This is a genomic window from Bacteroidales bacterium (assembly GCA_014860575.1).
GTDB lineage: Bacteria > Bacteroidota > Bacteroidia > Bacteroidales > JAAYJT01 > JAAYJT01.
Map to the genome: position 1 here is coordinate 107,093 of JACZJK010000057.1, position 14,653 is coordinate 121,745.

A 14,653-nucleotide genomic window follows, 5' to 3' on the forward strand; every position below is an offset into this window, starting at 1 on the left:
AATATCTTCGTTGGTTCACCATAGTTTCTCCTGCGAAATTTACAGACCAGGTCGCTGTGATGCTAATTTGAAAATATTTTGTTGAGAATAAAATTCGGGCGGCGGCTTCGCCGCCGCCCGAATTTATCATCCTCTATTCTACAAATATTACACTCGCTAACTTCGTGAAGCTTGTGTTTTCGGTTCTCACCTCCATCCGCACAAAATACAATCCTTTTGAGAGGGTGTACTTACCGGCTGTGAAGCCAAGAATGTGATTGCCGGCTTCATGATGGTGATCGGCCAGTACAGTAACAACACTACCCAAACTATTCACAACGCTGATTTTAACATCTCCGGGTTCAACCATTGAGTAGCCAATGCTCATAAAATCGTTGAACGGATTTGGATAGCATTGCAGTGCATATTCCATGCTGTTGTCAATACGGCTCATGCTCAGGTCATAATTCTGGATAACCTCACCTGATTTATCAGCAAATTCGGTTTCGCTGCTGAAGAAGAAAATGTCATCGTCAGAACCAATAGGAGCATTGCTTGTTACAACCAGGGTTATAATAGCGTCACCGTTTTGCATAACTACTGGGTTCAGGTTATACCAACCAATGTTGATGAATCCGTTAGCTACGTTATACTCAAGTCCGTTGATGTCGGATTTGATTCCAACAATACTGATTTTATCATCAGGATATGCAAGTTGCAGACTCAGCGCCGAGAACTCAATGGTTTTATCAACCCTGACAGGAATTTCAAACTGCATACCAGGAACCACCTTTGTGATCTCATCGTTATGGGCTGAGGTCAATGACTTGGCGCCACCGAAGTTGTAGCTGCCATTCACATCACCGAAACACAAAGCTCTGATGTCTAAAATATTGGAGTTCAAATCTGAATAATTAAATACAGCAGTGTTAAGATTGATATTGGTGAAGTTCATGCCAAGGTTCTTTGCATTGAACGCCCAATCTCCTGCCGGATAACTATCAATTGTGTAAATTGAACGGTTGCGCACAAACAATGCATCTGTAGCATTTACAGCATTGTTTGAATTCACATCACCAACAAAATCAATGAAGTTTGAAGGAGTCCAGTATGCCGGTGGCAAACCAACAGTTTTTAATTGTATGGCCAACGCATCGGTTGAGTTGTTACCTCCCCAGGGCAATGAAGTGGAAACTTCAATCCTGTCAATTTCACCTGGATTCTGCTCAATAAATGTATACGCACCAGCAGCATCGGTAGTAGCAGTTGCCAAAACCTGCGACTGGTTATTAATCAGTTTAACAACAACATCCTGTATCGGAATATCATTATTGTTCTTCCAATAAGACACCGTACCAAGCAGACTGAACTCAACAGTTAATTCACCATCGAAGTAAGTGATCAGATAGTTAGTCATCAACGTTCCGGTATTTCCAACGGCATCGCTAGCAACGATCGGATAAACTCCCAGCGGAGCATTGGATGGAGTACCATCACTTACAAGGGTTATTGAAGCTATTGTTTCACCATTTACCATTCCGGCTGACTCAAATTCAGTGCCTTCGAACACCAGGGTGTTGCCATAGGCTTTTGTAAGGTCATTGGCGGTGATAGACAAGGCTTTTGCAAGGATGCTGGCGTTTGCTGTACCATCCACTGTAAGAAGATGATAGTTGAACTGATCAGGGCCGCCAACGATGGCGATGTTCGTATAATTAACCGTTTTATTGGTTCCAACATTCTTATCTTCAAAATTGGCTTCAAACGAGAATGCAAGGATATCACCGGGTAAGCGGTTATCGAACCAACCGGTTCCAATCACTGTAGTGCTGCCGTCGTAAGTTTTGTTGGCTGCACCAAAGTCATACAAGGTCAACGGACGTGCTTCCACCATTAAAGTTCCGGCACTCGAATAAGTAATGTTGTAATTAGAGAGCAGGAACCCTTGCGAACCAACTGCATTTGATGTGTGAATCGGGTACACGCCGGCATCAGCAAGTACTGGTGTTCCATCACTATTCAAAGTTAGCTCATCAATGGTTTCGGTAAAAGCCATGCCATCACCGCTGATGCTGAATTCTGTAGTGCCAAGCACCAGCAGATCACCATAGGTTTTATTGCGATTTTCTGCAGTGATTGTAAGCGGGCGCTCAGTAATAGTGAGCAGGTCACTGAAATAGCTGATGTTATAGTTGGTGTTATTAACAGTGTTCCTGTAGATGTTGTAGGAACCAACATTTTCGCCAGCGTTACGGTCAAGTTCACCACTAAACTCAATAATCAGATTGTTGGGTAAAGTGCTGCCTACAGCAGGATCAGAAACAAATGTTAAGGCCGGGTCTGCATTTCCGTAAACCTTGGTCTTGCTATCAGCTGTTACAGTAACTGCAAGCGGCGTGATTTCCAGTTCGTTCTCAACATAAGTGATAGTATAGTTGCTGTTATCAAGCGAGTTCCTGTTAATAGTGTAGGAACCTACTGTTTCACCGGCATCGCGGTTTAACCAACCTGTGAACCCGATCACTTCATCGTTAGGTAAAGTATACCCAACAATAGGATTAGAAACAAAAGTGAGATCTGGATCGAGGTTTCCGTAAACCTTTGATTTACCATCAGCAGCTACTGTTACAGCAAGTGGATCAATTTCAAGAGAATTGCCGGTAAATGAAATGTTGAAGTTGTTATTGCCGAGGCTTCCCTGGCCAATTTCATAAGAACCAACATCTTCACCCATAGCACGGACGAGCGATCCGGTGTAGCCGATATAAATTCCATTATCAAGTTCGAAACCAACTGCAGGATCGGAGGTAAAGCTCAGAACTGGGTCAAGGTCACCATAAGTTTTGCTTTGGCTATGAGCAGTTACGCTTACATCCAGCTTGCTGATTGTAAGATCAGCTCCTGTGTAGGTGATTGTATAATTGGTGTTAGCAACCGAGTTTTGATAGATTGCATAAGCACCGACATCTTCGCCAGGTTCGCGCAATAATGCACCTGTGAATTCAATTACTTCAAAGTTTGCAAGTACAGCACCCACAGCAGGATCGGAAACAAAGGTAAAAGCTGGATCCAATTGGCCAAAAATCTTAACTTTTGGTTCGGCATTAACAGCAACGGCCAGAGGAATGATTGTTAACTGCGCTCCGGTGTATACGATGTCATAATTGCTGTTCGCAACATTATTTTGCAAAATATTGTATGCGCCCACATCTTCACCGGCAACGCGGCTTAATTCACCTGTAAATGCAATAGCATCACCATTGTCCAATTCAGTGCCAACGGTTGGGTTCGATACAAATGTGAGTATAGGATCAATGTCACCATAGGTCTTACTTTGAACATCGGCAAAAACTTGAACCTGTAATTGGGTAATTACCAAATCAGCTTCATGATAGGTGATGTTGTAGTTACCGTTATCAACTGTATGCTGGTTGATGGTGTAATTTCCGACTGCTTCACCTAAGTCGCGGTTTAAGGCTCCGTTAAATCCAATTACTTCACCATTTGCCAGTTCGAAACCTACTTCTGGTTCAGATTCAAATGTGAGTGCGGGATCAACTTGTCCATAAACCTTACTCTTTGCATCAGCATAGACATCCACATCAAGCGCGTGAATTGTAAGGTTGGCGCCAGTGTAGGTAATAGTGTAGTTGCTGTTGTTAACTGTATTCTTCAAAATTGCATAATCGCCTACATTTTCACCTGTAATGCGGATCAGTTCGCCAGTGAACGATATTGTAAGTCCGTTTTGCAATGTTGAGCCTACCGCAGGAACAGATACAAATGTGAGTAAAGGATCAAGATCACCATAAGTTTTCTCCTTGGCGTCAGCAGTTACCTGAACTGCCAAAGGTGCAATATTGAGTAAATCGCCAACATAGGTGATGGTGTAATTATCGTTGTTCAGCGAACCCTGATAAATCTCGTAGGATCCAACTGTTTCTCCCAGTTCGCGTATAAGTTCGCCTGAGAATGAAACAGCAATACCATTTGGCAGGACTGATCCATTTACTGGTGCTGAAACAAAAGTCAGGGCCGGATCATCATCACCATAGGTTTTGTTCTGCTCGTCGGCAGTGACAAGTACCGGCTTTTTGGTGATCTCAAAATCTCCGCCGATGAAGGTAATGTTGTAATTGGCAGTTTTGTTTACCAATCCATCTTCATCATAGATCAGCAATGAACCCTGGTCAATTCCATAAAGTCCTACATCTTCGCCAATTTCACGGGCAAGCGCTCCTGTAAACTGATCGTTGTTCACGAGATTAAGCGCGGATGAAACAGTATAAGAGAAAATGGGGTCCATTTCACCATATACCTTGGCTTGCAATTCAGGACTAACTTCTATTGTTATTGGCCTTGCAACAACGGTAAGTTTTCCTGCGGTAGAATAATTGATGTTATAGTAGGCGGGGTTGAACCCATTGATACCGGTAGCATTGCTGGTAACAATATCGTAGTCGCCAACGAAAGCTGCAGGATCGGTTCCATCACTTGCAAGTGTAACATTGGTAATTAATTCCGAGTTCGCGTAAATTTCAGCCTCCGGTTCAATACCACTGCTTACAGTAAACAAGTTGGTTCCCAGATCATAAGCATCACCATAGAAATATTTTACCTGGTGATCCGCAATAACATTGATCGGACGCTCAAGAACAATAATTTCGGTTTGAGCACCATACTTGGTTGGGTCGGCAAGATCAATAGCAGTTACCCACCATTCATCTACCGGACTGAAGCTGCTTGGCTTGGTAAACAAAATGCTGGCAGGGAAGGTCATGATACCCGCATTGCCCAAAGTGAACTGGTAATCTGCCGGAGGAATAGCATCAAAATCAGTAATTGAGAATGTGATACTGCCTGTATAATTGATCTTCCTGTTGTTAAACAAGTCGCGGGCTTCAACAGTAACGGTTTGAATATCTCCATAATAATGCGGACTTTCAATTCCGTAAACCAGGAAGTCTTTCAACGCTGCAGGCCTTACTTCTATCAGATCACTGGCATCATTCACACCCAAATCTCCATCTGGAGCAACTGAGTTATCAGAAACCGTGATTGTGTGCATGCCGGTTTTTTCATCATAATACCAGAAATTGGCGCTGGTTGCTCCAGGCAATATATTGATGAGTGTGATGATGTTTCCACCGGTAGCGGCATCGCGGAATTGCTTGTTAGCGCCCGTTGAACTACTATAGAGATAAACCGGTTCATTGGCATCAGTATTACCGACAACCTTATTCACTATATTTCCAAACTCATCATATCGCTTTACTGTGTAGGGAGCTCTTGCGCCACCTGCCATGATGAAGTTTGCATCAGTAATGGTATAGTAAGCGGTAGCCGCGTGGTCAACCACGATCTGGCTTGAGATTGCATTTGAATTGCTCAAGTCGGTATCGCTGCTGTAAATCAGCGTAATGGTTTCCATTTTTGTGTAATACAGGTCCGTAAAAGTGGCAATACCATCTGTTGCGGTTACTGTAACGGTTCCATAAAGCTGTTCGGTTCCAAGGTAACGGGTGGCTGTGACTTCGGTAGTATTATCACCTGAAACGAGGTTTCCAAACTGGTCTTCAATCCGAACCTGTGGCTGCGTTGCAAACGGTACACCTGCCATTGCGGTTGGCGATGGTTCGGTCAAAATAGTAAGCTGTGTGGCAACTCCATGAGTCACTGTTACTATTGCATCATCTGAAATGTTTCCATTTACTTCACCTGCTAAAGTTCCGGTAATTGTGGCCAGACCGGTTCCAAAAGCATTGAGGAAGAATGTAGCGTTGTATGTTCCATCAAGGTTGTCAGTAACGCTTGTCAGCGCACCAATCGGTGATGTAGAAAGCGCAATGGTTCCCCGGCTGCTTGTCAGGTTATTACCCCACTGGTCTTTGAGCTGAACCAAAATCAAACTGGTTCCGTCAGCCGTGATGCTTTCAGGATCTGCTGTGATGCTGATCTGTGAAAGATTTGGCAAACCTTCAGTGATAATAACCTGGGCATCATCGTTAAATGCCTGTGGTGAACCTTCATCGTCAATCACTATTGTTCCGGTTAAAGTAGCTATACCTGTTCCACTTTCGTTGCCGGTTAGGGTTGCTATGTATGTACCAGCTCCATCATAAGATGTAACTGTGAGGACTCCCAGATCAGTTGATAATACAACTGTTCCCCTGTTGTTAACAATCAGGTTGCCAAACTGGTCCTTCAATTGAACAGTAACCACGCTCGACGCATCAGAAGTCATCGTAATTGGTGAAGCGGTGATGGTTGAGGTAAGCACATTCGGCAAGCCTTCAGTAATCAGTACTGTGGCGTTGTCTGAAATATTTAGAACCGCACCTCCGCCATCAATTTGGATTGTGCCGGTAATTGTTGCCAGTCCAACACCATCGCTATTGCCTGATAAAGTGGCTGTGTAAATGCCATTTCCAACATAAATTACTCCTGTTAAAACTCCCCTGTCAGTGCTCAGTGCAACAGTAGCTCTGTCGTTAACAATCAGGTTTCCAAACTGGTCAATCAACTGAACGCTGATCAAACTTGTCTGGTCAATGGTCATTTCACTTGGATCGGCAGTGATGATTGTTGTTGCTATTGCCGGCACTCCTTCAATGATCAGCACGGTTGCGTCATCAACAATTTGTAAGTGCGATCCTTCGCCATCAGCCTGGATGGTTCCTGTAATGGTAGCTAGACCAACACCCTGGTTGTTGCCCGAAAGGGTCGCATGATAAACTCCGGCCTCGAAATAAGTCACCACAGTTAATACCCCGCGACTTGTATTGAGCTGCACAACAGCCCTATCGTTAACAATCAGGTTACCAAACTGGTCTTTCAACTGTACGCTGATCAAACTGGTCTGGTCAATCGTCATTTCAACCGGATCGGCAGTAATTGTTGTTGTTGCTACAACAGGCAAGCCTTCAGTAATTTCAACTGTTGTATTATTAGCGAAATCTCCTTCAACTGTTTCAGCACTACCAGTACCATCAAATGAAGCGGTTATTTCGGAAATTCCTGTTCCGTTCAAACCTCTGGTATCGCCTGTTAAGGTTGCAGTATAGGTTCCATTAAAGTTATCAGTTACACTGGAGAGTAAACCAATGCTTGATTCCATGGTAACAATTCCACGACTCGAAGTAAGTAGATTGCCCCACTGATCTTTCAGTTGCAGGGTAATTGTACTTGATCCATCAGTTGTCATAGTTTCAGCCGATGCCGAAATAGAAGACTGTGCCAGCGATGGCAAACCTTCAGTGATCAGCACTGTGGCATTGTCGGCAATATCAAGTGCCGGTTCTTCACCGTCAATCTGAATGGTTCCGGTAATGGTTGCAATGCCGGTTCCACTGCTGTTAGCAGTAAGTGTTGCGGCGTATTGCCCATTTATTGTATAATTTGTGACACCGATAACCCCAAGATTGGTTGATAGCACAACCGGGCCACGGTTAGTCACTATGGTATTTCCAAACTGGTCGCGCAACTGAACTGTGATGGTGCTACTTTCATCTGTAGTCATGGTGGTTGGCTCAGCAGTAATCTCAATAGTTGCAATTGCAGGCAAACCTTCGGTAATTGTTACCTGGGCATTGTCAATAATAGCAACAGCGTCGCCAATATCATCAATGATAATTGTTCCGGTAATTGTAGCTACTCCAACTCCATCGGCGTTGCCATATAGCGTGGCTGTATAAAGCCCATTGCTAACGTAGCTTACTCCCAAGAGGTTGCCCCGATCGGTTGATAGCGCAACCGTTCCGCGATTGTTCACAATCATATTTCCAAACTGATCGTAGAGTTGTACGCTGATCAGACTGCTCTCATCGGTGGTCATAGTGAGCGGATCGGCGGTAATCTGGATCATGGCTACTGCCGGCAGGCCTTCGGTAATTGTTACCTGGGCATTGTCATCAATAGCAACAGCATCGCCACTATCATCAATGATAATTGTTCCGGTGATAGTAGCTACTCCTACTCCATCGGCATTGCCATACAGAGTGGCTGTATAAAGACCATTTTCAATGTAAGTTACTCCCGAAAGGTTGCCCCGGTTGGTTGAGAGCGCAACTGTACCGCGATCGTTCACGATTGTATTCCCAAACTGGTCGTATAGTTGTACGCTTATCACACTGATTTCATCGGTAGTCATGGTAAGAGGATCGGCGGTGATCTGAATCTCGGCTACAGCCGGCAATCCTTCGGTAATCAGAACGGTTGCGTCATCATCAATATCAATAATATCTGCAACAGTAATATCACCGATGATCGCGAAGCTGCCAGTAATCGTTGCAAGGCCGGTACCCTGGTCATTGCCCGAAAGCGTTGCAGTATAGATACCGTTGTCAATATAGTTTACCGGGGTAAGAATGCCTAAATCAGTGAATAAGGACACTTCAGCCCGGTCATTCACGATCAGGTTGCCCAGCCAGTCTTTCAACTGAACGCTTATCAAACTGCTTTGGTCAATGGTCATTTCAACCGGATTTGCGGTAATGGTAGTCGTTAATCCGGAAGGCAGGCCTTCTGTGATCTCAACAGTTGTATTATCAGCGAAGTTTCCTGAAACTGTTTCAGCAGTACCTGTACCTTCAAAGGAAGCGGTAATTAATGATAATCCTGTTCCATTTAGTCCACGAGTATCACCCGTGAGTGAAGCAGCGTAAGTTCCATCATTGTTATCAGTTACACTTGAAAGCAAACCGATGGTTGATTCCATCGTAACAACTCCGCGGCTCGAAGAGAGCAGGTTGCCCCACTGGTCTTTCAGTTGCAAAGTGATGTTGCTGGATTCATCGGTTGTCATGGTGAGGGGGAAAGCCGAAATTGAAGACTGTGCCAGTGAGGGCAAGCCTTCGGTAATCTGAACCGTAGCAAAATCAACAATATCAAGTACTAGTCCTGAACCGTCAATCTGAATGGTTCCTTCAATGGTTGCTGTACCGGTTCCACTGCTGTTAGCTGTCAGTATTGCTGCATATTGCCCGGCTGAGGTATAATCTGTATCTCCGATGACTCCGAGATCAGTCGAGAGCACAACTGGTCCACGATTGTTCAATATGAGATTTCCAAACTGGTCGCGCAACTGAACCGTGATCGTGCTGCTATCATCGGTTGTCATGCTGATTGGATCAGCGGCAATATCAATTGTTGCAATTGCAGGCAGGCCTTCGATAATTTCAACCTGCGTAGAATTCACAAAATTACCTACAACGCCTGGCGCTGTTACATCACCAACGAATGATGCAGTGATGATGGAAGATCCAGTTCCGTTTACTCCCCTGGTGTCGCCGGTTAAGGTAGCAGAATAAGTTCCATTTCCGTTATCTGTGACACTTGAGAGCAAACCTATCGTTGACTCCATGCTGACAACGCCGCGGCTTGTTGTAAGGCTGTTGCCCCACTGGTCTTTCAGTTGCAGTGTGATGGTGCTTGAACCATCTGTAGTCATTTCGTTAGGATTGGAAACGATTGTTGACTGCGCCAGGTTGGGTAATCCTTCGGTTATCTCAACTTCAGCAGTATCGTCAATTTCCTGCGGTTCGCCAATATTATCAATAACAATTGTACCGCTGATGGTTGCTATCCCTGTTCCTGAAACATTTCCTGTAAGGGTAGCTGAATATGTTCCGTTAAGATGATCGGTAACTATGCTGATTGCACCAAGACTTGTTGTCAGCGCAACCGTTCCACGACTGTTTACAATCGGGTTACCAAGATGGTCTTTTAAGGTAACTGTAATTATACTTGAACCATCTGTTGTCATTGTCAATGGATCAGCTTCAATCTGAATCGTTGCAACATCAGGCAAGCCTTCAGTAATGGTTACTGTGGCCGTGGAAAGCTGTGAAGGCGAACCACCGTCATTGAAAAATCCATTAACTCCGGAAGCTGAACCACTGCCTGCAAATGAGCCGGTGATATATGCTATACCCACGCCATTCAAAGGCCTTACATCACCACTTAGGATCGCAATATATCTACCGTCATCATCGTATGAAGTAGCAGATAGTTCACCAAGCACATTGGAAAGCAAAGTAGCCTCGCCCCTGTTATTCTGAACCAGGTTGCCCAGATGATCCTTTAGTTGCAAAGTGATCAGAGATGTTTCATCAGTGGAAATAGATGTTGGATCGGCAGAAATTGTGCTTGTTACCAGATTCGGCAAACCTTCGGTGATGCTCACAATTTCATTATCAACAATGCTTCCATCGGTTAGCAGTGGATCGGTAAAATCAATAACGCCGGTAATGGTTGCATTGCCTACGCCATGGTTTACAGCGTCATAGCTTGCATAAAGGCTGGCAATATAAATACCTGAACCTGTATAAAAAGCTTCGATGGAAACAGGTCCATTGTTAATTCCAAACCCTCCAAGTGTAGTATTGAGTGATACTTCTCCATCATTGGTGGTTCTGTTATTGTCAAATTCATCTTTTAACTGAACAGTTAAAACCACATTCTCATCTGTTGTCATTTCGGGGCTGGCAGCAGTAATGAGCGTATTGGCAAGAGAAGGAGGAGCCGGATCAACCATCACATCGCGGGTTTGGTTGAGCGTTACAGTATTTACAACTGCCGAAAATACATTCAGCCCGGTTTCCGTAACCCTTACATTGGTCACGTAGCTGCCGTTTCCTGTATTAATCAGCGCTGAAGATGGGATTGGAATCCATGTATTTCCAGAACCGGCCCTGTGTTCATCATCACCTTGTAAAAGGATCTGAACATCCTGGCAGGTACAGAGGAAGTTTCCAAAAGCATCGCGTGGGATAATGGTCACCTGCACATAATCGCCTGCAATAACAGGGGATGTATAACTGATAGTGAGTTCACTCAGGGATGCGTTTACCGGTCCCGGGCCAATCACTATATCCTTCAGCTCTCCGCTCTTGAATGCCTGTAAGGCATCTGCGGCACGCAGCCAGTATGATCCAATCTGGTTTACCGTTATGGCATCATTAAAAGTGCGAACACCCTGATATCCGGCGAAAGAAGGCGTACCACCCGGAAACTGTACCAAAACATCGTTGGATGATTTGAATCGGATATTGCCGGCATAATCTCTGGCAATGTTGAAATACACATCGCGGGCTGTAACCTTCACACTGAAAGGAATACCGGCTTGCTTTCTCACTCCACCGATATTGTGACTTTCCACCGGAACAGGCTCTACAAGGAAATTGTTGAGCGGTGCATTGTAAACGATAATGGGTGCTGTAGTTCCAGGGCTGGAAGTTGGGCCATCTGTAATTGTAATAGTGGGTGTTTCCTGAGCATTATAAAATATAAATCCACCAACCACGGCAATACCCGCGGTAAAACCTTGCGGACCATTGGCAGGCATCACCCTGGGATTGCCCCGTGGCGATGAAGATGCAGTAGTGGTCCAAAGCACGTCATTTTGCCCATCGTAATTGGTTTTGACATTGCCGAATTCATCGTATACGGTGGCAGTTACTGAGAACTCAGTGCCAGCTATTACTGAACCATTGGCTGCGAGTGTGAAATAATTGATTGGTGCAGGCGTAACCTCAATATCGCCTTGCTGCCCTTCTTTTGAACCATCATTTACCTTCACATAAAATGCACCTGTTTCTTTAAGGTTAACTCCATTGATAAAGGTTTTAACACCTAAATCGGCAGTTAAGAATGTATAGCCATCTGGTAAAGTAGTAGGCTGAGCTGGGTTGTTGCTTACGTTATTGGTGCTAAACTCTATGGTTCCAGTATAATCGTATTTCAGGTTATCGAATTCATCATACGCAGTAACCGTAGGTGATGTCGTAACCCCAGCCATATGCGGGCTTACTATTCCGGCAACAGTGAAATATTCAAGCGCGCCTGGAATTATATTAAAAGCCTCCGAAACCGGTTGAGTAATTATCGGACTACCTGCACTGGCAATCAGCGTATATCCATTGCCGGTTTTATTGATCCATAAATCTGTAAAGGTGGCTACACCATTCACGGCATTCAAGGTAAGCGTGCCATTCAGAACTCCGGCCTCACCAATAGATGGATTGGTTTGAATAGCCAACGTTACAGCTGCACTTGAATTTGTCATGGTATTGCCATAAGTATCAGTAATGCGAACCGAAACCGGAATATTCTGTCCGGCAGCTGTGTTCACTGGTGAAGTGAGGAAAACCAGCCTGTTGGGCGCAAAGTTGGCTGTAACAGTAGTACTGCTTGTTACATTCAAATCGGTACGAGGATTATTGGTGCTTCCATCGCTCCAATTAATGAAGTTATATTCAGTGTCAGGAACTGCGGTGACTGCTGTGCCATTGCCACCATTTGCAATCGTTTGCGGTGTTGTACCGCTGATACTTCCGTCGGGTCCGGCAAGGTAAGTCAACACAGAATGGGTTCGGAAAGAAGATGATGTTAAGTAAGACGAATTTCCACAAAGGTTATTGGCATAAACCCTAAGGTAGTATGTGATGCTTTGGCTGAGTCCTGTGGCCACTGCAGAAGTGGTTGTGGTTGAACCCTGTGCAATTCCGTTGCCATAAGCAACTGACGAACTGGTTCCTACAACCCAATAATAGGTAATTGTTCCCGAACCGGTTGATCCGCCAAATGATAAGTTTGCTGCTGTGGTGCCTGTTGGCGTTCCTGAAGCCGAAGTGGGTGTTGAAGCCGGTTGGTTTACAGTTACTGTTGCAGACGCACAACCTGCACTAAACCCGGAAGCATTGTAATTTCTTGCGTAGTAGGTTGTAGTAGTGGTAGGATATACCGGAAAAGGATTACCTGTGCCAATGAATGTTGTACCACAACCACCCGTATACCAATACACAGTTCCCTGTGCATTGCTTACTGAAAGTTGGGTCGCACTGCCACTGCAAGTGGTCGAAGGGTTAGCGCTGGCACTTGAAGGGTTAGCGGGCTGAGTAATAAATGATAATTGTGAACCATATCCTGTACCTGCTGAGTTGGTTGCATAGGCCCTCACATAATAGGTGGTATTGGAAGCTAATCCTGTAAGTGAGCTCGAATACGAACCGGTTCCAATACCATTGCTGGTAATACCGGTATAGCTTGATATCGTTGGTGAACCGCTAGTATTCCACACGACTCCTCGATTGTTTACAGTAGCGCCTCCTGTAGCGGTTACATTGCCACCAGATGAGGCAGCATTGGTGGTAACAGTGCTCACCGTTGTAGTTGATACAGAGGGGACAGATATGTTTGACGTACTGAATGATACTAGAGGCCCGTAGCCTGTTCCAATTGAATTGATTGCGTAAGCACGAACATAATATAGGGTTCCGGGATTTAATCCGCTCATGGATGCTGTGAACGAGCCGGTCCCAGCCCCGCTGATTACCTTGGAATGAATGGTTATTGGTGGGTTGGTGGTGCTGTAAACAATTCCCCTTTCGATAACTGTTGAACCACCATCACTACTCACATTACCGCCTGAGTTTCCACTACTGCCGGTGATGCTTGTAACAGAATATGTTTGATTTACCGTAGGCGCAGCCTGAACAACCCCACCAGTAACGTCCCAACGCCAAACACCTGTTTGACTAATGTTTGAATTATACTGGTTCTGGTTAAAGTTGCTCTGGCCTGAGTAGGGAAGCAAGGCATAGGTTATCTGATTACCTGCCGACCACCCTGCAGTAGGCCATGCGGAGTTATTTCCTGATTTCCACCATCCAATATTATTATACCGAATTTCAATCTGGAAGTCCAGATTCGTAGATGAATAGCTTCCAGGTTTTCTCAAAACAACCTGAAACGTCACGCCATTTGTTCCAACCCCGCCTCCAACACTACTGTTGTACGGATAAACTGTATGCCAGGTTGCCACTACAAAATTGCTACCTGTGTTCTGATCAAAATATACGTTTCCACCTTTTCGTGGATCAAGATCATCATACTGTGCTGCAATGATAGGCCCACTTGTATAGGCCTGGATACCTAGTGGGCTGTATCCGCTATTGCCGTGTCCAAAGGTAATATACCCATTTGAGCCCACATAAACAGACGTATATGTATTTGCACCAAATCTCACTCCATAAGGAAAAACAGAGGTAATACTCACGCTTTGATTACAGTCGTCGCACCCTGATAAAGTGGTCAGATTGTTGCTGTATGACAATAGGGATGCCTGGCCGAAAAGTTGGCTGCCAGATATAAGCAACGCGACCACCATCAGGAATTGACCTAACAAGCGGGTCAATCCATTTTTTTTGTTGTGTAAGTTATTTTTCATGGTTACCTCCAATTTGCTTTGGTTTCGGAAACTGACCAGCTCGAAGCATTCTTTGCCAGGCTGAGCTTAATCTCATAAGCCTGGTATCCATTGCCCTGGTTTTTATTAAAGATCATAATCACATCAGCATTGCTGCCGCTTATTTCAAGTTTCTCGAACATGATGAATGCTTCAACATTCTTATTAAACATGTCGTCTTTTTCAAGAAAAATTATTCGTTGGCCAAACTTGGATACGGGTATATCAGTCGGAAAACTAACAGCATGTTGCATGATGTAAACAGCATTGGGATGGCCCTGGCTGTCGGTTGGGAACTGCTGCTGTATAGCAGGGGTGTCAAGACACTGTTTCAAAATTGCTGCCTGTTCGCTCAAGGCTTGTCCAAAAGCAAGAACAGCAGAAATCAACAGCATGGCAAGGATGAAGAATTTTCTTTTCATGGTTTGA

2 protein-coding genes are annotated in these 14,653 nt (G+C 44.7%); both read right to left on the reverse strand.

Annotation, left to right across the window (positions count from 1 at the left end):
- Positions 1-133: 133 nt before the first annotated feature.
- Entirely contained in the window at positions 134-14,206 is a 14,073-nt protein-coding gene (locus tag IH597_15920) for a hypothetical protein (protein ID MBE0663945.1), read from the reverse strand.
- A 2-nt stretch (positions 14,207-14,208) separates the two neighbouring features.
- Positions 14,209-14,646, reverse strand: a complete 438-nt coding sequence (locus IH597_15925) for a hypothetical protein (GenBank protein ID MBE0663946.1) — start codon at positions 14,644-14,646, stop codon at positions 14,209-14,211.
- Positions 14,647-14,653 lie beyond the last annotated feature (7 nt).

Bases quoted from the DNA above. Each gene is read 5' to 3' on its own strand.
- IH597_15925 (MBE0663946.1), bottom strand. From the start codon at position 14,646: ATGAAAAGAAAATTCTTCATCCTTGCCATGCTGTTGATTTCTGCTGTT.
- IH597_15920 (MBE0663945.1), bottom strand. From the start codon at position 14,206: ATGAAAAATAACTTACACAACAAAAAAAATGGATTGACCCGCTTGTTA.